We start from the raw sequence: 21,491 nt of genomic DNA on the forward strand, positions 1-21,491 counted from the left end.
TCGTCGATCAGGCGCTGCACTTCCCGTGGGCGGCCGCGCCCGTGGAGCGGGGGAGGGACAGGGTCACGTCCAGGCCCGAGGCATCGGCGCGGGCACCGGTCAGGCGGGCGCCGTCGGGGAGTTCGCCGACCTCGACGGTGCGCGGCGCAAGCTTCTCGGCGAAGCCGGCCGCGCCCGGGAGCCCCGACAGGGACTCGATCGGCATGGTCCGGCCCAGCGCGGTCACGGTGTCCGGAGTGACGGTGAGGCCGGTGCCCGCGGCGGTGACGCCGGCGTGGACGGTCACGGGCAGGCTCAGAACCCCGGTCCCGGCCCGGCCGGTCAGCGTCAGGCCGGACCCGTCGCCGCCGACGGTCATGCCCGGGGCCGTGTCGGCCAGCCGCTTCTGCAGGGCGGCGTACGGGATCTTCGCCGTGGCCGTCCCCCCACTCGTCGCCCCGTCGGTGGTGACGTCGTGCAGGTCGGCCCGGACGTCCATCTCGGTGTCGGCGTGGTGCACGCGGCTCGCTTCGATGTGAACGGTCCCGAGCGCGCCGGTCAGCGACCGCAGTCCGGCGAGAGAGTCGGTCAGCTCCACCCTGACCGGTCCCTCGGGCGACAGCCGGCACGCGGCCGCCTTCTCGATGCGCTGCCGGGCGATGTCCTCGACCACCGAGTCGGTGGCGGCGCCGACGGCCGTGACGGTCAGCCCGAGGGCTATGAGGAGGGGGACGGGACGGCGGAGCGAGGAGCGGCTGAACTTCACGATGCAGTGGTTCCGATCTCGTGCAGGATCCCGAAGGAGCTGATCAGGAGCTGTGCGGGTGCGGCGTCGGCGCCGGTGTCGGTGCCCGCCTGCCGGCGACGGCGCCGGGTGCGCAGGACGGCGCGTACGGCGGACATGGCCGCGCCCGCGATCACCGCAGCCCGCAGGTCCGCGTCGGGCGTACCGGCGGGGAGCCGCTGCTCGATCAGGAGGGTGAGGCGGTCCTCGAAATCGGCGAACGCCTCGACGAGGCGGGCCGCGATCAGCGGTTCAGCGCCCTCGATGGGGTGGGTCAGGGCCGTGAGCGTGGAGGCCGCGAACGGCTGCGCCGCCGTCAGCAGCGCGTTGCAGATCGCGTCGAGCGGGTCCTCCTCACGCGGACGAGCGGCCAGGGCGGCCTCGACGTACTCGAACAGCAGGGTCATGTCCGGCAGCAGCAGGGCCTCCTTACTGTCGAAGTACCGGAAGAAGGTCCGCTCGGAGACGTTCGCGCACGCCGCGATGTCCGCAACCGTGGTTCCCGCGAAACCGCGGGCGGCGAACAGCTCGGCAGCCCCCTCGCGGAGCCTGCTGCGGGTCTGCTCCTTCTTCCGGCGCCGAAGGCCGGTCTCGGTTCCGGTCTCGGCCTCGGTTCCGGTCTCGGTCCCGGTGGTCTCGTCGAGGGGATCAGCGCGCATGTCCGCAGCCTAGCAACCGCGTCACCCCTGTCAATTGTCAGTCCTGCCACTTTCTGCCTATGGTCAGTCGTGTCAGTCCTGACATTTTTTGGAGGCGCGGTGTCATCCCCCCAACTTCGAGGCGACGGCCGACCGGGCCGGCTCGGTCGGCTCGGCGGCATGTGCGCCCGTCACCCCGTGTGGGTGATCGCGGCCTGGCTGGTCCTCCTGGCCGCCACGTTCGCGGGCCGCCAGGCCGTCGGCTCCACGTACAGCGACGAGGTGTCCCTCCCCGGCAGCCGGTCCCACGCGGGCGCCGAGCTCCTGACGGCATCCGCCCCGGGCTTCGGCGCACCCGGCGGGCGCGTCGTCTTCCACGTCGGCTCCGGCACCGTGGCCGCACACACCGGGGCGGTCGACCGCACGATCTCCGACCTCAAGGCCCTGCCCCACGTCACCGCCGCCTCGCCGCCGGTCACGAGCGCCGACGGCCGTACCGCCTACACCACCGTCTCCTTCGACCGTCAGGTCAAGACGCTCGGGCACGCCTACACCGAGCGGCTGGACGAGGCCGCCGCCCCGGCCCGCGCCGCCGGGTTGCAGGTCGCGTACGGCGGCGACCTGAACCAGGTGGTCCGGGAGCCCGCCGACGACCGGACGGCCGAGCTGATCGGCATCGCGGCGGCCCTGCTGGTACTGCTGCTGGCCTTCGGCAGCATCGCCGCCGCCCTGCTGCCCCTGGCCACAGCGCTGCTCGGTGTGGGCGTCGGGCTCGGTGCGGTCGGCATCACCGCGGGCGTCGTCACCTTCGCCACCTCGGCGCCGACCCTCGCCACGATGATCGGGCTGGGTGTGGGCATCGACTACGCCCTCTTCCTCACCACCCGCTTCCGCCAGGACCTCCTCGACGGCCACGACCCGGTCGCCGCCGCTTCCCGGACGCTCGCAGTCAGCGGCCGGTCCGTCCTGGTGGCCGCCGTCACCGTCGCGGTGGCCATGCTGAGCCTCTACGCCTGCGGACTCGGCCTGATCGGCAAGCTCGGGCTGGCCGCCGCCATCGCCGTGGTGGTCACCGCCGCCGCCTCGCTCACCCTGGTGCCGGCCGCGCTCGGCCTGGTGGGCCGGCAGATCGACCGCTTCGCCGTGCGTCGGCCGGTCGCCGAGACGGGCGGGGAGCGCGACGGATGGCACCGCTACGCCGCCCTCGTCGCCCGTCGGCCCCGGACCTTCCTGACGGCGGGCACGCTGCTGCTGGCCCTGTGTGCCGTTCCGATGTTCTCCATGCGGCTCGGCCACGTCGACGACGGGGCGGACGCCCCCGGCACCGTCACCCGCAACGCCTACGAGTGGACCGCCGCGGCCGACGGTCCCGGCTTCGGCCCCGGAGCGACCGGCCCCTTCGTGGTCGTCGCCGACGTCAGCCACGCGACCGCCCCGGCCGACCGCATCGGCGCGGAACTGGCCGATGCCCTGCGCTCCACCGAGGGGGTGGCCCGGATCACCCCCGTGACCGCCAGTCCCGACGGAAAGCTCCTGATCACCACGCTGACCCCGGCCTCCGGGCCGCAGAGCGCCGCCACCGGGGAGCTGTACACCGAGCTGACCGACAGCGCCCTGCCGGACGCACTCGCGCCCTTCGGGGCGCGCGGCTACCTCACGGGATCCACCGCCGGGCAGCTCGACTTCCGGGACACCGTCACCGCGCGCCTCCCGTACATCATCGCCATCGTGCTGACCGCCGCGCTCCTCCTGCTGACGGCCGTCTTCCGCAGCGTCGTGATCCCGGTCAAGGCGGTGCTGATGAACCTGCTCACCACGGCCGCCTCCTACGGGATCCTCGTCGCGGTGTTCCAATGGGGCTGGGGCAGCAGCCTGCTGGGCCTGTCGGAGCCCGTGCCCATCGAGTCCTACGTGCCGATGATGATGTTCGCGATCGTCTTCGGGCTGTCCATGGACTACGAGATCTTCCTGCTCTCCTCCGTCGCCGAGACCTACCGCCGCACCGGGGACAACACCCTCGCGGTCGGCACCGGCCTGTCGGTGACGGGGCGGGTCATATCCAGCGCGGCGTTGATCATGACGGCGGTGTTCCTCGCCTTCGCCGCCTCGCCCACGGTCGTGGTGAAGATGCTCGCCGTGGGCCTGGCCGTCAGCGTCGTGCTCGACGCGACCGTGGTGCGGCTCATGCTCGTGCCGTCCGCCATGTTCCTGATGGGCGGGGCGAACTGGTGGCTGCCCCGCCGTCTGGAGCGGATCCTGCCGAGGATCCGCGCCTGAGCCCGCGGCCGTACACCTGCGCGGGCGGTGCAGTGCGGTGCAGTGCGGTACCGGTCGGGTCCGGCCGTACCCTTTCGGGCATGACAGACATCAAGATCACCACGCTCGCGGAGCGCCCCGAACTCGCCACCCGCCTGTGGGACATGAAGGACTCCTGGCCGGAGTTCGCCCAGCACGACTCCCTGGGCTGGCTGCTGTACCCGCGGATGGTGGCCGAACTCCCGCAGTACGTGCTCGTCGCCACCGACGGCGCGGCCGTGGTGGCCCGCGGGTTCAGCGTGCCCTTCGCTCTGCGCGCGCCCGGCCGGGGGGAAGGCGAACTGCCCGCGCGGGGCTGGGACCAGGTCCTCATGTGGGCCTTCTCCGACCTGCGGCGCGGTATCGAGCCCGACTCGGTCAGCGCCATCGAGATCTCCGTCGCCGCCGACCGGCAGGGTGAGGGGCTGTCGGGTCGGATGCTGGCCGCCATGCGGGACAACGCCGCCGCACGGGGATTCGCCGAGGTGGTGGCGCCGGTCCGGCCCAGCGGGAAGCCGGCCGAACCGGACACCTCCATCCACGAGTACGCGTACCGCACCCGCGCGGACGGTCTGCCGCACGATCCGTGGCTGCGGGTCCACGTACGGGCGGGCGGGGTCATCGACTCCGTGGCCCCGCTGTCGATGACCATTTCGGGCTCCGTCGCCCAATGGCGGGAGTGGACCGGCCTGCCCTTCGACACTCAGGGACCGGTCTACGTCCCCGGAGCGCTGGTCCCGGTGCGGTGCGAGCCGGAGCAGGGGTACGCGGCGTACGTGGAGCCGAACGTCTGGGTGCGCCACCGCCTCCGGTAGGCGGCACCGGACGGATCGGTTCCGGAAGTCCGGGCAAAATTCCCTTGCTTAATGGTCAAGAAGTGTTGACCATTGGGGGCATGCCTACCGATGATCTTCCTGAGACGTTCCACGTCACCACCGACGAGCAACTGCGCGCCGTTTCCAACCTCACGCGCCACCGGATCATGGCCGTGCTCCGCTTCGAGCCCGCGACGATCACGCAGATCGCCGAGCGTGTGGGCCTCGCGAAGGGGAGTTCCAGCTACCACGTACGGCTGTTGGAGCGGGCCGGCCTGGTGAAGGTGGTGCGGACGCGGAAGGTCCGGGGGGTCACCGAGCGGTACTACGCGATGGCCGCGCGGGCGATCGTGCTGCCGGATCCGGGTGAGGGAGGCCCGGACGTGCTGATGCGGCATGCGGTGGCGGACCTGGAGGCGGCGCCGGTGGACGCCGAGCGGCACGTGCGGATGGCGCATCTGCGGCTCACCGACGAGCAGTTCGCGGAGTTGGGGGCGCGGCTGGAGGCGCTGGCGGACGAGTACCGCGAGATGTCCGATCCGTCGCTGCCGGACACGTCGCTCGTCTTCGCGCTGTTCCACCCGGCGTCGGGCGAGCGGGCCGAGGAGGAGGCCAAGTGACCTCAGGTATCGGGAAGTTGCCGACCGGGTTCGGACGGCTGTGGACCGCGCAGACGGTGTCCTCGCTCGGTGACGGGGTGTCGCATGCCGCGCTGCCGCTGCTCGCGTTGACGTTGACGCGGGATCCGATGGCGCTCGCCGTCGTCACGGCCGCCGGAACGCTGCCGTGGCTGCTCTTCGGGGTGCTCGGCGGCGCCCTGGTGGACCGCTGGGACCGTCGGCGCACGATGTGGGTCACGGACGCGGCGCGTGCGGTGCTGCTCGCGATACCGGCGGCGGCGGCCGCGCTCGACGTGCTGAGCATTCCACTGCTCGCGGCCGTCGCCTTCTTCCTCGGCCTCGGCGGACTCTTCTTCGACACGGCCGCCACGGCCTACCTGCCGGATCTGCTCGGCCGCGACCCCGCGCTCCTGGAGCGCGCCAACTCCCGCCTGCGCGGCACCCAGACCGCCGCGTCCGGCTTCGCCGGGCCGCCCGCGGGCAGTGCCCTGCTCGCGCTGGGGCGGGCGGTTCCGCTGCTGGCCGACGCGGTCTCGTTCGCGCTCTCGGCACTGCTCGTACGGTCGCTGCCTGCCGTACCCCGGCCCGTACCGCAGGCCCGCGAGTCGCTGCTGCGGCAGGCGCGGGCCGGCGCCTCGTACGTGTTCCGGGATCAGTTGCTCCTCGGGCTCGCGCTGCGGCCGGCGGTCGGGAACATCGCCTTCATGGCCGTGGAGACCGTACTCGCCCTCTTCGCGCACGACCGACTCGGCATCGACACCTTCGGCTTCGGCCTGCTCCTCACGGCGGAGGCCACCGGAGGTCTGCTCGGCGCGGGCATCGCCTCCTTCCTCGGTCGGCGACTCGGCACCGGTACTGCACTGACCTGCACGGCCGCAGTCGAGGGACTCGCCGTCCTGGGCCTTGCGGCCGCGCCGAACCCGTACGTCGCCGGCCTCGCGCTCGCCGTCTGCGGAGCGGGCATGGGCGCCACGATGGTGCTCGCGCCCTCCCTCCGGCAGACGATCGTCCCCGCCCACCTGATGGGCCGGGTCGCCTCCACCTCCCGGATGCTCGCGATGTGCGCCGCCCCGTTCGGTGCCTTCCTCGGCGGCTGGCTGGCCACCGCCTACGGCGTACGCACCCCGCTCTACGCCGCCGCCGGCCTCCTCCTCACCATGACCGCCATCACCGCGACCATGACCAGCAACCGCCGGGTCGAGGCGGCGCTGCGTGCCGCCGCCCCCGTCGGTGATCCGGACCGCCCGGAATCGCGGGACCCCGTGCAGGAGCGTGCCGTTTAGGGCTCCGCGAGGTCGTCGAGACAGCGTCAGATCCAGCGCGGTGTTGTGCACCTCGGCCCCCGGGCATGTCGTGAGTTCGCGAATGCATCCGAGAGCCGTGCGTATGTGTGGATGGTTCGAAGAGTGTGATCGTTCTGCGGAGCAGGCGGGGAGGTCTCTTTGAGAAACCTTGTTGAATAACGCTGACGCGCGGGGCGGCCTTGAATCAACTCCGGTAATCGGTCAGGGTTTCGACCTGAACCCCGGCGATCTTCCGGTCCCGGAGGGCTCACGCAACACGCCTTGACGCCCCACACGTCAACACGAGGAGCACTCTCTCCATGTCAACTCACAAGCACGCACGCACCCGTTCGCGCGGCTTCCGGATTCTTGCAGTGGCCACGGGAGTCGCCACTGCAACCGGTGTCTGCATGCTGCTGTCCCCCCTCGCCGGCGCCAACACCCCGGCCGAGGGCACGGTGTACGGGCTCGGCGCACCCGGTGCGCTCGGCGGCAGCTACATCGTCATCCTCGACAAGGACGCGGACAAGCAGGCGCTCGCCAAGAAGTACGGCGGCGAGCTCAATCGCACCTACACGTCCGCGGTCAACGGCTTCTCCGCAACCGGGCTCTCCGAGACCGATGCCAAGCGCCTCGCCGCCGACCCGTCGGTGGGCAAGGTCGTCCAGAACAAGAAGTTCACCCTCAACAGCACCCAGAACAACCCCCCGTCGTGGGGCCTCGACCGCATCGACCAGACGGCGACCGCGGGGGACAAGAAGTACACCTACCCCGACGCGGGCGGCGAGGGCGTCACCGCCTACGTCATCGACACCGGCGTACGGATCAGCCACAAGGACTTCGGCGGCCGGGCCGCGCACGGCTTCGACGCCGTGGACAACGACCAGAGCGCCGACGACGGCAACGGGCACGGCACGCACGTCGCCGGGACCATAGCGGGCACCTCCCACGGGGTCGCCAAGAAGGCCAAGGTCGTCGCCGTCCGTGTGCTCGACGACAACGGGTCCGGCACCACCGAGCAGGTCGTGGCGGGCATCGACTGGGTGACGCAGCATCACAGCGGGCCCTCGGTCGCCAATATGAGCCTGGGCGGAGGCGCCGACGAGGCGCTGGACGAGGCGGTGCGCCGGTCGATAGCCGCCGGCGTGACCTTCGCCGTCGCCGCGGGCAACGAGTCCTCCGACGCGGGCCAGGGCTCGCCCTCGCGGGTCCCCGAGGCCGTGACGGTGGCTTCCAGCACGGCCGACGACGCGCAGTCCTCGTTCTCCAACTTCGGCTCGGTCGTGGACCTCTACGCGCCGGGCTCGGACATCACCTCCGCCTGGAACGACAGCGACAGCGGTACGAAGACCATCTCCGGCACCTCGATGGCGACCCCGCACGTCGTAGGAGCCGCGGCCCTCTACCTGGCCGGACACAAGGACGCGTCGCCCGCCCAGGTCGCGCAGGCCCTGACGGCAGGGGCCACGCCGGGGAAGATCACCAACCCGAGCAGCGGGACCCCGAACAAGCTGCTGAAGGTGTCTGCACAGTAGGCCGAGCCGTCCGTGAACGCGTGGGGCCGCCGCACCTGAGGGGGGTGCGGCGGCCCCGTCCGCGATTCCGCAGGGGTCAACCGGCCCGACCGTAGCGGGCATTCCTGTTCCAGATGCGGTCCAGGCGTACCCCGACGCCCGGGCGGGGCGCATGCCAGATCTTGTCGTGACCGGCGTAGATGCCTACGTGTCCCATGGTCGAGCCATGGGGAAAGAACACCAGATCACCCAATGCGCGCCTGTTCCGCGGAATGCGAGAGGTGTGCGCGTACTGCTGCTCGGCGGTACGGGGCAGCTCTCTGCCGGCTCTTCGGAACGAATAGAGCGTCAGGCCCGAGCAGTCGAACCGTTTCGGTCCCGCGGCGCCGCGGGCATACGGTGCGCCTTCCTTGGAAGCCGCGACGGCCACCGCTCTGACGCCGTACGGCGTGGCCGCGTTGGCCGGCGACACGGGGCCGACCAGCGTACTGGTGATCAAGAGGCAGACCAGCAGCATGATGCGGGGGCCGAATCCGGTGGGCCGACGGACAAGTCGGCGACCCTGCAGGGCGGTCCGGGATTCGGATTCTTTCCTGGAGACGGACATCGTGGTACCTCCGCGTTCGGATGCGGCAACGGCAGATCGGACACGTATGAAGGTCCTGCTTTCAATGTCGTGATTCCTGGCGGGTATTGGCCGACCAGTTTTCTCCGATGCCGTCTGAAAATGCGCCTCCGGAGGCGGAGCGAGCTGTATCGGTTCTGCAACAAATCCGACAAAATATGTAAATCACCCGGTGGTCATCGCGCTGAAGGGCGCCTCGTGACTCGTGAGTACTGCACACCCCATCGGTGACAGCAGCAACTGTCGCCGCGGCCACCCGGCGTGACACGGTCATGTCTGCCACCGACCGAGGGAGCAGGTGTGAACAAGGGGTACGCCGCCTTCTGCGACGCCGACCGCTGGTTCTACGACGTGCCGTACCGGCGGGCCGGTGCGAGCTATCCGGCCGCCGACGCCCCCGTCCCCTCGGGGTGGCGCTCGCACCGCAGCGGCGACTGGCTCGCGCTGCGCCCCGAAGGTGCCCGACTGCCCGCGCAGGGCTGGAAGATCCACGTCTCGGCCACGCTCGACAACGCCGAGTCGCTGCTGACGAAGGTGTACGAGTACTGCACCGCCCGGGGCATCGCCTTCAAGTTCATACCGAGCCGGTACCTGCTGCACTTGCGCAACGCCAAGTACGCCGACCGTGCTGCGAGCGGGAAGTTCATCACCGTGTACCCGGCCGACGAGCAGCAGTGCCGACAGATCGCACAGGACCTCGACGCCTCGCTGGCGGGCGCGGCCGGCCCGTACATCCTCAGCGATCTGCGCTGGGGCGCCGGACCGGTCCACCTGCGCTACGGCAGCTTCACCCTGCGGCACTGCTACGACGAGCGCGGCGACCTGGTCCCGGCGATCGAGACCCCGGACGGGCGGCTCGTACCGGACCGGCGCGAGCCGGTCTTCCAGCCGCCCGAGTGGCTCGACCTGCCCGACTTCCTGAAACCGCACCTCGCGGCGCGCTCCGAGGCCACCCTGACCGGCATCCCCTTCACGGTCGAGCGCGCGCTGCACTTCTCCAACGGCGGCGGGGTCTACGTCGGCAAGGACAGCCGCACCGGCGAGACCGTGGTCCTCAAAGAGGCCCGCCCGTACGCCGGCCTCGCGGCCGACGGCGCGGACGCCGTGACCCGGCTGCACCGCGAACAGGCCGCGCTGGAACGGCTGGCGGGCCTGGACTGCGTCCCCGCGGTCCGCGGCACCTTCACGGTCGGCGGCCACCACTTCCTGGTGCTGGAACACCTCGCGGGCAAACCGCTCAACACCTACTTCGCCCGCCGCCATCCCCTGATCGAGGCCGATCCCGACCCCGCCGAGCTGGCCTCGTACACCGAGTGGGCCCTGGGGATCCACCAGCGGGTCACGGAAGCCGTCGAGGCCGTACACGCCCGCGGCGTGGTCTTCAACGACCTCCACCTCTTCAACATCATGGTGGCGGAGGACGAGTCGGGCGAACCCTCCGTCGCACTCCTGGACTTCGAAGCCGCCGCGCACGTCGACGAGGGGCTGCGGCAGACCGTGGCCAACCCCGCCTTCGTCGCCCCCGCGGAGCGGCGCGGGTTCTCCGTCGACCGTTACGCCCTCGCCTGCCTGCGGCTCGCCCTGTTCCTCCCGCTCACCAGCCTGCTCGTCCTGGACCGGAGCAAGGCCGCACACCTGGCCGCCGTGGCCGCCGAGCAGTTCCCGGTACCACGGTCGTTCCTCGACGAGGCCGTCGAGGAGATCCTGGCCGGCGCCCCTCAAGACGGGCGGGCCGCGCAGACCGAGCACGCCGCGCAGACCGAGCACGCCGGGCAAGCCGCCCCCAGGCCGGGACCGCCCGCGCCGTACCTGCCCGTCGAGCCACGGGAATGGCCCGCCGCCCGTACGTCCATGACCGCGGCCCTGCGCGCCTGCGCCACCCCGGACCGCCAGGACCGCCTCGTCCCGGGCGACATCGCCCAGTTCGCGTCCGCCTGGGGAGGCATCGGCTTCGGCTACGGGATCGCCGGGGTGCTCCACGCCCTAGCCGAGACCGGCGCGGAACCCTGGCCCGAGGCCGAGGAATGGCTGCTCGACCGGACCGCGGAGCCGCTCTCCGGCACCCCGCTCGGCTTCTACGACGGCCTGGCCGGCACGGCCTGGACGCTGCACCGGCTCGGACACCACGGCCGCGCCCTCGCCCTCGCCGACCAGCTGCTGCACCAGCCCTGGGAGAGCGCGGGCCCCGACCTGCACAGCGGACTCGCCGGCATCGGCCTGGCCCTGGACGCCCTCGGCACCGCGAGCGGAGCGGGCGAACTGCACACCGCGGCCCTGCGCTGTGCCGAACTCATCGCCCGGCCGGAGCAGTGGCCCACCCGCGCGGGACTGCTGTACGGCAACTCCGGCCCGGCCCTGCTCTTCGTGCGGCTGTACGAGCGCACCGGCGACAAGGAGCTGCTGACCCAGGCCGCCCACGCCCTCCGCCGCGACCTCGACCGCTGCGTCACCAGCGCGTACGGCACCCTCCAGGTGAACGAGGGCTGGCGCACCATGCCGTACCTCGGCGAGGGCAGCGTCGGCATCGGCATGGTGCTCGACGACTGGCTGGAGCACGGCCCGGACGAGCGCTTCGAACAGGCCAGGCGCGAGATCGTACGGGCGGCGCAGGCGACCTTCTACGCCCAGCCCGGGCTGATGCGCGGCGCCGCCGGGATGATCCTCCACCTGGCCCGGACCACCACGCCGGGCCCGGGCACCGGGCCCGAGGACATCACCCGCCAGATCGACGCACTGGCCCGGCACGCCGTGCCGTACCAGGGACATCTGGCCTTCCCCGGCGAGCAGATGATGCGTCTGTCCATGGACCTCGCCACGGGCACGGCCGGCACACTCCTCGCCCTCGGCAGCGCCGCGCCCGGCGGGCGCGCGCACCTGCCGTTCCTCCCGCCGCTGCGCGAGCGCGCGGCGGCCCCCGAGCCGGTCCCGTCCGGGGCCGTGACCCATCGCACCACTCGAGAGAAGAAGAGGAATCTGACATGACGCTTCTTGACCTGCAGTCGATGGAGACCCCCAAGGAAGAGATCACCGAGGCCGCGCTGGGCGGCGGCGGTGGCGGCGGCAGCCGGGCCAGCCTGCTCCTCTGCGGCGACAGCAGCCTGAGCATCACGACCTGTAACTGACCCAGGTCGCCCCGGGCCCGGGCGGTTCGCCGCCCGGGCCCGCACCACATCACTGGAGGCAACCGCCGATGAGCCCACCCGACGCGGCTGCCGACGCTCCGGTCGACACGGTGGCCGACACGGTGCAGGAACGGGCTCGGGCCGAGGTCCACACCGCCGACCGGGCACTCGTGGCGGCGGCCCGGCACAGCGCCGGGCGCACCGCCGCCGTCCTGGGCTGCGCGGTGGCGGCCGCCGCGGCAGCACTGGCCGAACCCGCCGTCCTCGGGCACACCCTCGACCTGCTGCTCCGCCGGTCCCCTTCGGGCCCCGCCTGGACACTGCTGTGCGCCCTGGTCATCGCGGCCGAGGTGGCGCTGGACGCCGCCGCCGTACGGCTGACCGGTTCGGTGGACGGCCGCTCCACAGCCAGGCTGCGCCGGCTCGGGCTCGGCCGGCTGCTGCGGACGGCCCCGCACCACGCGGCCCGCCACGCACCCGGTGAGACCGCCGCCCGGCTGACCGCACACGCCACCGAGGCCGGGAAGGTCCCCGCCGCCGCCGCGCACGCAGTCGCCGCACTCCTGCCGCCGCTCGGTGCGGTGGCCGCGCTCTTCCTCATCGACGTGTGGACGGCGCTCGCCTTCCTCCTCGGCGTTCCGCTGCTGGTGCTCCTGCTGCGGGCCTTCGCCCGTTCCACCTTCACCAGCGTCGCCCGCTACCAGCAGGTGCAGCTCGCGACCGCCGGCCGCCTCATCGAGGCACTGGCCGGGGCGCGCACGATCGCCGCCGCCGGTACCGCGGAGCGCGAACGCGCGCGGATCCTCGCGCAGTTGCCCGAGCTCGGTGCCGAGGGCAGGCGCATGTGGCAGGTCTTCGGCGGCACGACCGCCCGGTCCGCGGCCCTGATGCCCATGCTGCTGTACGTGGTCCTCGCCGTCGGCGGCATCCGCCTGTCGGCCGGGGCCATCGGCGTCGGCGAACTCCTCGCCGCATCCCGGTACGCCGCGCTCGCCGCCGGCATCGGCGCTGTGACCGGAGGCCTGGCGGCCGTGGTCCGCGGCCGGGCCGCCGCCCGCCGCACCGCCGCCCTCCTGGCCCTGCCCGTACTCGACCACGGCCGGGCGGAGCTGCCGCAGGACGGCCCCGGAACCCTGGAACTGCGCGATGTACGGGTCCTGCGCGGCGGATCCACGGTCCTGCACGACATCAGCCTGGTGGTTCCCGGCGGCACCAGCCTCGCCGTGGTGGGCCCGTCCGGCGCGGGCAAGACGCTCCTCGCCGCCGTGGCCGGACGGCTGACGGACCCGGACGCCGGCGAGGTACTGCTGGACGGCGTACCCCTGCGGGCGCTGAGCGCCGAAACACTGCGCCGCGAGGTCGGATACGCCTTCGACCGGCCCGTGCTGCTCGGCGAGACGGTCAGCGGTGCGATCGGATTCGGACCGCCTCCGGACCCCGACCCGCAGGAGGTCCGCACCGCGGCCCGCGCCGCGCGCGCGGACCAGTTCGTACGACGCCTGCCCTACGGCTACGAAACTTGCCTCGCCGACGCCCCGCTGTCCGGCGGTGAGGTCCAACGCCTCGGGCTCGCCCGGTCGTTCTGCCGCGCGGGCCGGCTCCTCGTGCTGGACGACGCCACCTCCAGCCTCGACACCGTCACGGCCCGCGAAGTCGAGCGGGCGCTCGCCCACGAGGTCCGGCCCGGCACCCGGATCGTGGTGGCGCACCGTCTCTCGTCCGCCGCCGGCGCCGACCACGTCGTATGGCTCGACCAGGGGCGGGTGCGGGCGACCGGCACGCACGACGAACTGTGGCGCCGCGAACCCGCCTACCGGGCGGTGTTCGCCGCCGACGCGCAGACGGGAGCCGCGGCGGAAGCCGAAGCGGCAACGGAGGCCGACCGGGAGGTGGCACGGTGACCGAGCGCGAGGCCTGGCGCCGGGTGGCACCCGAGGCCCGACGGTTCCTGCGCGGCCGCAAGGGCGCACTGGGGAAGCTGGCGGCCTGGTCGCTCCTGGAGTCCGCGCACACGTTCCTCGGCGGCTACGGTGTGGCCCGCGCCCTCGACGACGGCTTCCTCGCCGGCCGCACCGCCACCGGCCTCGCCTGGCTGGCCGCGGCCGGGGCCGGGGCACTGCTCGGCGGGTTCGCGCTGCGCGGCGTGTTCGCCGGCCTCTCGGACCTCGTGGAGCCGCTGCGGGACGGCCTGGTCCGGCGCGCGGTACGGCAGGCACTGGACCGCGCGGTCGCCGACCCCGCTCGCGCCCCCGACACGGGCGCCGTGGCCCGGCTGACACAGCAGACGGAAATGGCCCGGGATTCCTTCGCGGGGCTGGTCCTGACGGCACGTTCGTTCGTGTTCACCGCGGTGGGCGCCCTCGCGGGCATGGCCGCCCTGGCCCCCGTACTGCTGCTGATCGTGCTGCCGCCCCTGCTGCTCGGCGCTGCCGCCTTCCTGGCCACGCTCCGCCCCATGGCATCCGTACAGCGCCGTTCCCTGGACACCGACGAAGCCCTGTCGGACCGGGTGGCGGCGCTGGGGGAGGGGCTGCGCGACGTCGTCGCCTGCGGCGGACAGGCGGCGACAGAGGCCCGGGTGGAGCCGCTGATCGCCACCCAGGAGCGGCTGGCGCGCGAGCTCGCCCGCTGGGCGGCTCTGCGGACCCTGGCCCTGGGCACGGCGGGCCGGCTGCCGGTGATCGCCCTCCTCGCCGCGACGCCCTGGCTGCTCGGACGGGGGATCACCGCCGGCACGCTGGCCGGAGGCCTCACCTACGTGGTGCAGGCCCTGCTGCCCGCCCTCAACTCCCTGATGACCGCGGTGGGTTCCGCCGGAACTCGGCTGCTGGTGGTGCTCGAACGCTTCTGCGATCCGGTGCCGCCGACGCCGGCAGGCCGCCGTGCGGAAACGGGGACACCAGAGGTGACCGGTCACTCCGGCCCGCAGAACGCCGCCGCGGCCGAGCTCCGGGGGGTCACCTTCGCCTACGGACCCGGAGCCGCTCCCGTACTGGAGGCCCTCGACCTGGTGGTGAGGCCGGGGGAGCACCTCGCCGTGGTCGGCCCGAGCGGCATCGGCAAGTCCACGCTCACCGCGCTGCTGGCCGGGATGCTGTCACCCGACGCGGGGACGGTCCTCGTCGCCGGCGCGCCCGCCGGCCGGGAAGCGGGCGCCTCGGGACCGGACCCGCGGCGGACCCTGCTGCCGCAACAGGCATACGTGTTCACCGGCACCGTCCGGGAGAACCTGACCCACCTCGCCACGGGCCCGGACGGCTCCGGACCCGGGGACGCCCAGGTACTGCGCGCCGTCGACGCCCTGGGTCTGGAGGGCCTGGTGGCGCGGCTGGGCGGTCTGGACGCCGAGCTGTCCCCCCGACTGCTGTCCCGAGGGGAGAGCCAGCACCTCGCGCTGGCCGCCGCCTACCTCTCGCCGGCCCCGCTGCTCCTGCTCGACGAGGCCACCTGCCACCTGGACCCGCGTACGGAGGAGCGTGCCGAGCGGGCCCTCGCGGACCGGCCCGGCACCCTGGTCGTCGTGGCCCACCGCGTCTCGTCCGCGGCCCGCGCAGACCGGGTCCTCGTCCTCGACGGAACCCGCGCCGTGTGCGGCACGCACGCGGAACTCCCCGCCGGCTCGCCCCTGTACCGCGAACTGGTGGGGAGGTGGACCCGGGCGACGGACGAGTGGTGAGGGGACTGCGGCACCCGTCCGCCGGCGGCCGCGGATCAGACCCAGCCCGCCTCCTGGGATATCCGGATGGCGTCGATGAGATTGCGGGCGCCGGCCTTGCGGGTCGCCGCCGCGATGTAGTTGCGTACCGTACCGGTCGCCAGGTGCAGTGCGCGGGCGATCTCGGCGATGGAATCGCCCTCCGCGGCCCTGGTCAGCACACTCAGTTCCCGGGGGCTCAGCGGTACGGGGTCGGCCTCCATGAAGGCGGAAGCCAGCGAGGCGTCGATGAACCGCTCTCCCGAGGCGACCTTCCGGACGGCACGTACGAGCCGTCCCGGCGAGCCGTCCTTGTCGACGTAACCGCGGGCCTCGGCCCGGAAGGCCCGGTGCAGCGCACCGGGTGCGCCGGTCGAGGCGAGCACCAGCACCGGGGACGGGGACGAGAGGGCCCGTCGGCCCGCACGCCCGCTGTCGGTCAGAACGGCAGTCGTGCCCGGACAGTCCAGGTCGACCACCGTCACGTCTGGTCGTAAGGACTCGGACTGGCGCACCGCGGCGCGCCAGCCCGCCGACGTGACCTCGAAGGACCCTTCCGATCTCAGCAGGGCGGCCAGTGCCGACCTGACGAGGCTGACGCTGTGCAGGACGAGAACCTTCGTCATCGTGTGCTCTCCTCGGTGAACGAACCAACGGCACCACGCGGTTGCCCCCGTACAGGGGTGATGGAACGTCACTGCGGGGGGCGTGCAGGGGCGTACGGCCAACTTGGCCGAGATTCCCAAGGATTCCGTTTCTCTTCGGCGAGTAACCCACTTGAACAGCGGCCCCGTCTTCACGCGGAGAGCTCCGGCGATGCGACACTGCCCACACGACGCGGCCTCACGCGGCACGCCTCACACGACGCGCCTCACACGACGCGCCTCACACGACGCGCCTCACGCGGCAGGCTCGGCGATCAGGCGGCGGCCGGGTCCTCGCCCGCGGTCCACCAGACGCCCACCCTCTGGCGGAGCACGACCCAGCCGTCCCCCTCCCGCCGGAACTCCCATTCGTACGGCCCGCCGATGGAGTAGGGGGAGGCTGCTGTCCCGGGGGCGGGGTCGGTCACGAACCACATGTAGCCGATTCCGGTGGCCACCTCTCCCGCCACCTCGAAGTGCGTGTTGAGGATGTGGTGTTGCATGGTGGGGTACGGTGCTTCGGCTTCCTCCACCTTGGCCCTGATCGCCTCCCGCCCGCGGATCGTCCCCCACGGAGTGAACTCCAACACCGCCTCATCGGCCCAGCAGTTGGACCAGGCCTGCCAGTCCTTGCGGTCCAGCGCCCGCCACCCGCGGATCATCAGCGCGCGCAGTGCTTCCTTGTCCTCCAGGGCCCGCAATCTGCGGGACAGATAGTTGTTGGCGTTGACGTCGGCGGTGTGGGGCAGTTGGGTCATATCGGCGGCTTTCGTGAAGGGGCGGAGGGTCATTGGGCACTCGCGGCGGGCCGGACCACGATCTCGTTGACGTCGACATGCGCCGGCTGGGACACGGCGTACGCGATGGCGTCGGCGATGGCGGAGGCCGGCAGAGCCACGGCGCGGTAGGCCTTCATGGCCTCCCTGGCAGCGGGGTCGCCGATGCCGTCGGCGAGTTCGGACTCGGTCACGCCGGGGGAGACGAGGGTGACGCGGATGCTGCCGTCCGCGGACTCCTGGCGCAGTCCCTCGGAGATCGCGCGGACGGCGAACTTGCCGGCGCAGTACACGGCGGCCGTGGGAGAGACCTCGTACGCGCCGACGGAGGCGATGTTCACGAAGTGCCCGCCGCCCTGGGCGCGCATCACCGGCAGCGCGGCGGCGATCCCGTACAGGACACCCCGCACGTTCACGTCGATCGTCCGGTCCCACTCGTCGACCCTCAGCGCGGCGAGCGGCGAGAGCGGCATCACCCCCGCGTTGTTGACCATCACGTCCACCCGGCCGAACCGCTCGCGGGCGGCGGATACGAAAGCGATCGCATCGGCGGCGTCCGTGACGTCCAGCCGGCCGTACGCCGCGGCACCTCCGTCGGCGGTGATCTCACGGGCCAGAGCGTCGAGACGGTCGGTGCGGCGCGCGCCGAGGAACACCCGGTGCCCGTCGGCGGCGAGCCGGCGGGCGGTCGCCTCCCCGATCCCGCTGCTCGCTCCGGTGATCGCCACGACCTTGGCTGCGTCTTTCATTCCTGCTGCTCCTCTCGGCCAAAAGGCGGCAGGGTCAGGAGAGTTCGCCCCGCTCGCACCACCGAGTCTGGGCAGGCCGCGGCGCACCGACCAGGACGGGCACTGCCTGGGTGCACCGCACCCAGGCAGCACCTCGTCGCCGTCCCTTAGCCTGACGACATGCCCGACAACCAGCTGGGAGAGTTCCTCCGCGCCCGCCGAGCGGGCCTGCGCCCCCAAGACATCGGCATGCCCGGCGGCCACGGCGTGCGCAGGGTCAGCGGACTGCGCCGGGAAGAGGTCGCCGTCCTGGCGGGTGTGAACGCGGACTACTACACGCGCCTGGAACAGGGACGCGAACGCCACCCCTCGGCCCAGGTGCTCGACGCCCTCGGCCGCGCCCTGCGCCTCGGCCCCGACGCCTGCGCGCACCTGCACCGGCTGGCCGGGACGACACCGGCCGCTGTGCTCACGCCCACCGCCCCGGACCAGGTCGGGCCCGCCCTGCGCCAACTGCTGGACGGCTACCCGGGAGCCCCGGCGTTCGTCATCAACCGGGCCCTGGACGTCCTCGCGGCGAACACCCTCGCCGAAGCCCTGTACTCGCCCTTCGACCCGGCCGACAACCTCGCCCGCATGGTCTTCCTCGATCCGGCGGGACGACGGTTCCACACCCGATGGGCCGACACGGCGCAAGCCGTGGTGAGCCACCTGCGCGAGGCGGCCGGCCTCGATCCCGACAACCCGCGCCTACGAAGCCTGGTACGGGAACTCGCCGACCAGAGCGCGGAGTTCACCCGCCTGTGGCACACCCACGCGGTACGGGGCAAGACCTCGGACGTCAAGCACCTCCTCCATCCGGACGTCGGCCCCCTGACCCTGACCTACCAGGCCTTCGACGTACGCGAGGCACCGGGTCAGCAACTCGTCGTCTACCAGGCCGAACCCGCCGGTCCCGGCGCCCAGGCCCTCACCCTCCTCGGCACCCTCCACGCCACCGCGCAGTGGGCTTCGCCCTGATGGTCGCCGCTGTCAGCGATTGGCCGTCAGGAGAGCCTGGGCGTGGCGGACGATTGCCTGACGCACCTCGTCCGGGGCGAGCACGGTGAGCGGTGTGGCCAGGCCGAGGAGGTAGGCAGCGAGCTGGTCCGTGCTGTTGCCGCCGATCCGGACCACGGTGGCCCCGGGGCCGTCAGGGCTGTGCGTGCCGATGGTGGGAGGGATCTTTTGCAGGGCGCGCTCCAGGGGGAGCGGAAGGCGGACCGTCGTGTACACCGGGTAGACGACGCTCGCGATCCCCCAGGAGACCAGCGCCGCGGCATCGGGCGGATGGGCCAGGTCGGCCGGCTCGGTGGTCGGTCGTACGCTCACCACCCGGTCGGCGCGGAACGTACGCCATTCCCCTTTGGCGACGTCCCGGGCGACCAAGTACCAGCGCAGGCCGGTGTGGACCAGGCGGTACGGGTCGACGGCCCGCACGGAGGCCCGGCCGGCGTGGTCCCGGTAGGAGAGGGTGGTCCGCACTGCGCTGTGGCAGCCGCGCGCCAGTTCCAGCAGCACCAGCGTGTCGATCTGCGGCTCGCCGGAACGGGGAGTGTGTTCGAGCGTCCCGTCCAGTGTGCTCAGCTGGTCCGCGAGGCGTGCGGGCAGGCTCTGGCGGAGCTTGAGCAGCGCGGATAGGGCGGCCTGCCCGGTGCCGAGCACTCCGCTGAGCGCGGCTTCGCGCAGGGCGACAGCCACGGCCAGGGCCTCCTCGTCGTCCAGCACCAGCGGCGGCATCCGGGCGCCGGGGCTGAGCCGGTAGCCGCCCCAGGGGCCGGGCGCGGACTCGACTCCGTAGCCCAGGTCCCGCAGCCGGGCGATGTCCCGGCGGACGGTGCGGTCGGTGACCGCCATGCGCTCGGCCAGTTCGCGGCAGGTCCATTCGGGGCGCACGGACAGCAGCGACACCAAGCGCAGCAGACGGGAGGAGGTCCTGATCACAGTCACCCAGTGTTCCGCATGACCAGGACAGGACCTGTCAGGGTCATGGCCTACGGTCCGGTCCCATGAACACCCCGGAGATCCGACTGCTTTCCTTCGACCTCGACTGCCTCGACCCGGCCGAGCTGGCCCGCTTCTACGGCGATGCCCTGGACCTGCCCGTGCTGTACCGCAGCGACGACTTCGTCCTGCTCGGGCGGGAGGGAGCCCCCGGGCTCGGCTTCGTCCACCAGGCGGGCTACCGGCCTCCGGCCTGGCCCGACCCCACCCACAGCAAGCAGGCCCACCTCGAACTGGGCGTCGACGACCTGGACGCCGCGCAGGAGCGAATGCTCGCCCTGGGCGCAGCCCTGCCGTCCTTCCAGCCGCGACCCGACGCATGGCGGGTCCTCCTGGACCCGGCGGGCCACCCCTTCTGCCTCTCGACGCACGCAATCTGAGCGCGGGCAGCGCGAGAGCCCGGCTCCGACGCGCACCCCGCCCCGTCGAGGAGGCCGGGGTACGCGCTCCCATCGGGTGCGGCCGTGGGCGATCGCGGCCTGTTACGGCTCTTCGGTGGGCTTGGGCAGGTTGTGCCATGCGTGTCCGCAGGTGCCCTTGCAGTACGTCTGCCTGCGGCCGTACGGACGCCCAAGCCGTCCACCGCGGCGCCCTTCCCGACCCGAGGCGGCCACCAAGAGCTTCTCGGTGCGAGGTGATCCGCATACCCGGCCGCAAAGCGATTTCGGCCAGACCGTAGCCTTCTGGCCATTAGTGCTGCTGGGAGGGGTTTACGGAGTCATGCAACACAGGCCTGGGCGTAGAAGAGGCATCTGGGCGATCGTCCTGCTGGTGCTGGGCGTCGCCCTGATCGGCGGACCGGTCGCGTTGATGCTGAGCCGGTTCACCGCAACCCATCAGGTCAGCGACAACATGCAGCCCACCCTCGTCCACGGCGACCTCGTCGTCCTGCGCAAGGACCCGTCCGAGGTCCGGCGGGGCGAGGTGGTGATGTACGACCCGGGCGCGTGGGGGCTGGAGGGCCCGTTCCTCGGCCGCGTGGTGGCGGTCGGCGGCGACCGCATCTCGTACGCGATGGGGGACGGGTCCCTGACCCTCAACGGGCAACGGCTCGACGAGCCCTACGTGAAGTACGCCCCCGGCGCAGGCGGGGTGCCCTTCGACGTCGCCGTGCCGCAGGGCCGGGTCTACATCCTGGGCGACAACCGCGGCAACTCGGCGGACTCCCGTTTCCACCCGGACAGCAACGAGGGCACGCTGCCGGTGTCGGCCGTGATCGGTATCGAGGAGGACCAGGAGAGTCCGACGTCCGTGGCCCTCGGCCTGTCGATGTTCGCCGGGGTGTGTCTCCTTCCGGTGGGGATCGGGCTGGGGATCGCCGCATTGGTGGTGCGGCGGCGCAAGCCCGCGCCGACGGGACCCGTGTGGGGCGCCGTGCACGTCGACCAGCCGTAGCGCACGACGGAACCCGAAGGTCCCTGCGAGCTGCTGCTCGCGGGGGCCTTCGGCGTACGTCCGACTCCAGGGATCACCTGGCGGACGACGCCCCTCCGGTCTCGGCAATGGCCGGCTGGTGCGGCCCGGCGGCCAGTGCGGCCGCTTTCCCGGCGGGTGATACGGCCGGAGCCTTGAGGATCTTGGCGGCGCAGGCGGCGATGACGCAGAACGCGACGGGCAGGAAGAGCGTGAGGTCGAGCGGTACGAGGTGGGTCATGGGCCCGATCACCGCCGGCCCGGCGAGCATGCCGAGGTAGCCGAGGCCGGCGACGCGGGAGACGTTCGTACCGGCGGCGTCCGGGTCGAGGTGGCCGGCGGCGCTGAAGAGCTGGGGGACGCAGCCGGACAGGCCGATGCCCATCAGGGTCCAACCGGTCAGGGCCAGGGGGACGTTGGGGGAGAGGGCGGTCAGAGTCAGACCGGTCGCGGCGACGGTGGCGCCGTAGCGCAGGACCGGGGCGGCGCCGATGCGGGCGGTCACCCGGTCGCCGTCC

At 72.5% G+C, this 21,491-nt stretch carries 19 protein-coding genes and 1 pseudogene; 12 read left to right on the forward strand and 8 right to left on the reverse strand.

Annotated features, from left to right (window positions below; all coding sequences use genetic code 11):
* Nucleotides 1–7: 7 nt before the first annotated feature.
* Both AB0M99_RS19855 and AB0M99_RS19860 read right to left on the reverse strand, forming a co-directional pair.
* Nucleotides 8–745 carry an LmeA family phospholipid-binding protein gene (locus tag AB0M99_RS19855; protein WP_365922098.1) on the reverse strand — a complete coding sequence of 246 codons (738 nt, stop codon included), beginning with the start codon at nucleotides 743–745 and terminating at the stop codon, nucleotides 8–10.
* Entirely contained in the window at nucleotides 742–1,422 is a 681-nt protein-coding gene (locus tag AB0M99_RS19860; RefSeq protein WP_365922100.1) for a TetR family transcriptional regulator, read from the reverse strand. Before AB0M99_RS19860 ends, AB0M99_RS19855 begins: the two co-directional genes overlap by 4 nt.
* A gap of 159 nt (nucleotides 1,423–1,581) precedes the next feature.
* On the opposite strand from AB0M99_RS19860, the gene AB0M99_RS19865 reads away from it, so the two are divergent.
* From AB0M99_RS19865 to AB0M99_RS19885, 5 genes are all read left to right on the forward strand, one after another.
* Entirely contained in the window at nucleotides 1,582–3,678 is a 2,097-nt protein-coding gene (locus tag AB0M99_RS19865) for an MMPL family transporter (RefSeq protein ID WP_365922102.1), read from the forward strand.
* Between the two features lie 80 nt (nucleotides 3,679–3,758).
* Nucleotides 3,759–4,511 carry an N-acetyltransferase gene (locus AB0M99_RS19870; RefSeq protein ID WP_365922104.1) on the forward strand — a complete coding sequence of 251 codons (753 nt, stop codon included), beginning with the start codon at nucleotides 3,759–3,761 and terminating at the stop codon, nucleotides 4,509–4,511.
* An 80-nt stretch (nucleotides 4,512–4,591) separates the two neighbouring features.
* Nucleotides 4,592–5,131 carry a winged helix-turn-helix domain-containing protein gene (locus AB0M99_RS19875; RefSeq protein ID WP_365922106.1) on the forward strand — a complete coding sequence of 180 codons (540 nt, stop codon included), beginning with the start codon at nucleotides 4,592–4,594 and terminating at the stop codon, nucleotides 5,129–5,131.
* Nucleotides 5,128–6,414, forward strand: a complete 1,287-nt coding sequence (locus AB0M99_RS19880) for an MFS transporter (RefSeq protein WP_365922108.1) — start codon at nucleotides 5,128–5,130, stop codon at nucleotides 6,412–6,414. The genes AB0M99_RS19875 and AB0M99_RS19880 overlap by 4 nt, the downstream gene beginning before the upstream one ends.
* Nucleotides 6,415–6,734: 320 nt before the next feature.
* Entirely contained in the window at nucleotides 6,735–7,949 is a 1,215-nt protein-coding gene (locus AB0M99_RS19885) for a S8 family serine peptidase (RefSeq protein WP_365922110.1), read from the forward strand.
* Between the two features lie 76 nt (nucleotides 7,950–8,025).
* On the opposite strand, the gene AB0M99_RS19890 is transcribed toward AB0M99_RS19885, so the two are convergent.
* Nucleotides 8,026–8,445: an NlpC/P60 family protein gene (locus tag AB0M99_RS19890; protein WP_365922263.1), complete on the reverse strand. Its 420-nt coding sequence runs from the start codon at nucleotides 8,443–8,445 to the stop codon at nucleotides 8,026–8,028.
* 408 nt (nucleotides 8,446–8,853) lie between these two features.
* On the opposite strand from AB0M99_RS19890, the gene lanKC reads away from it, so the two are divergent.
* The 4 genes from lanKC to AB0M99_RS19910 all read left to right on the forward strand — a co-directional run bounded on the left by lanKC (nucleotide 8,854) and on the right by AB0M99_RS19910 (nucleotide 15,351).
* Nucleotides 8,854–11,535 (forward strand): class III lanthionine synthetase LanKC, encoded by a 2,682-nt coding sequence (lanKC, locus tag AB0M99_RS19895; RefSeq protein WP_365922112.1) that lies wholly within the window; start codon nucleotides 8,854–8,856, stop codon nucleotides 11,533–11,535.
* A complete protein-coding gene (locus tag AB0M99_RS19900) occupies nucleotides 11,532–11,675 on the forward strand; it encodes a SapB/AmfS family lanthipeptide (protein ID WP_365922114.1) in 144 nt (47 codons plus the stop codon). The genes lanKC and AB0M99_RS19900 overlap by 4 nt, the downstream gene beginning before the upstream one ends.
* Nucleotides 11,676–11,743: 68 nt before the next feature.
* Complete coding sequence (locus AB0M99_RS19905) at nucleotides 11,744–13,576, forward strand: ABC transporter ATP-binding protein (protein ID WP_365922116.1); 1,833 nt, start codon at nucleotides 11,744–11,746, stop codon at nucleotides 13,574–13,576.
* Entirely contained in the window at nucleotides 13,573–15,351 is a 1,779-nt protein-coding gene (locus AB0M99_RS19910; RefSeq protein ID WP_365922118.1) for an ABC transporter ATP-binding protein, read from the forward strand. Before AB0M99_RS19905 ends, AB0M99_RS19910 begins: the two co-directional genes overlap by 4 nt.
* Before the next feature lie 35 nt (nucleotides 15,352–15,386).
* Here AB0M99_RS19910 and AB0M99_RS19915 read toward each other — a convergent pair whose 3' ends face one another.
* From AB0M99_RS19915 to AB0M99_RS19925, 3 genes are all read right to left on the reverse strand, one after another.
* Nucleotides 15,387–15,995 (reverse strand): response regulator transcription factor, encoded by a 609-nt coding sequence (locus AB0M99_RS19915; protein ID WP_365922120.1) that lies wholly within the window; start codon nucleotides 15,993–15,995, stop codon nucleotides 15,387–15,389.
* A gap of 293 nt (nucleotides 15,996–16,288) precedes the next feature.
* Nucleotides 16,289–16,771, reverse strand: a complete 483-nt coding sequence (locus tag AB0M99_RS19920) for a nuclear transport factor 2 family protein (RefSeq protein WP_365922122.1) — start codon at nucleotides 16,769–16,771, stop codon at nucleotides 16,289–16,291.
* A 29-nt stretch (nucleotides 16,772–16,800) separates the two neighbouring features.
* The gene (locus AB0M99_RS19925) at nucleotides 16,801–17,538 is read right to left on the reverse strand and encodes an SDR family oxidoreductase (RefSeq protein WP_365922124.1); all 738 of its coding nucleotides are present in this window, start codon (nucleotides 17,536–17,538) and stop codon (nucleotides 16,801–16,803) included.
* Nucleotides 17,539–17,697: 159 nt separating this feature from the next.
* On the opposite strand from AB0M99_RS19925, the gene AB0M99_RS19930 reads away from it, so the two are divergent.
* Nucleotides 17,698–18,537: a helix-turn-helix transcriptional regulator gene (locus AB0M99_RS19930; RefSeq protein WP_365922126.1), complete on the forward strand. Its 840-nt coding sequence runs from the start codon at nucleotides 17,698–17,700 to the stop codon at nucleotides 18,535–18,537.
* 12 nt (nucleotides 18,538–18,549) lie between these two features.
* Here AB0M99_RS19930 and AB0M99_RS19935 read toward each other — a convergent pair whose 3' ends face one another.
* Nucleotides 18,550–19,500, reverse strand: coding sequence for a YafY family protein (locus AB0M99_RS19935; RefSeq protein WP_365922265.1), 951 nt, complete (start codon nucleotides 19,498–19,500; stop codon nucleotides 18,550–18,552).
* Nucleotides 19,501–19,565: 65 nt separating this feature from the next.
* On the opposite strand from AB0M99_RS19935, the gene AB0M99_RS19940 reads away from it, so the two are divergent.
* Together AB0M99_RS19940 and lepB are read left to right on the forward strand one after the other, a co-directional pair.
* The gene (locus tag AB0M99_RS19940; RefSeq protein WP_365922128.1) at nucleotides 19,566–19,940 is read left to right on the forward strand and encodes a VOC family protein; all 375 of its coding nucleotides are present in this window, start codon (nucleotides 19,566–19,568) and stop codon (nucleotides 19,938–19,940) included.
* Nucleotides 19,941–20,280: 340 nt separating this feature from the next.
* Nucleotides 20,281–20,955: a signal peptidase I gene (gene lepB, locus AB0M99_RS19945; protein ID WP_365922130.1), complete on the forward strand. Its 675-nt coding sequence runs from the start codon at nucleotides 20,281–20,283 to the stop codon at nucleotides 20,953–20,955.
* Between the two features lie 73 nt (nucleotides 20,956–21,028).
* On the opposite strand, the pseudogene AB0M99_RS19950 reads toward lepB, so the two are convergent.
* A pseudogene (locus AB0M99_RS19950) lies at nucleotides 21,029–21,484 on the reverse strand (hypothetical protein); the annotation flags it as partial.
* Nucleotides 21,485–21,491 lie beyond the last annotated feature (7 nt).

The organism is Streptomyces sp. NPDC051183 (assembly GCF_040682455.1).
Classification (GTDB): domain Bacteria; phylum Actinomycetota; class Actinomycetes; order Streptomycetales; family Streptomycetaceae; genus Streptomyces.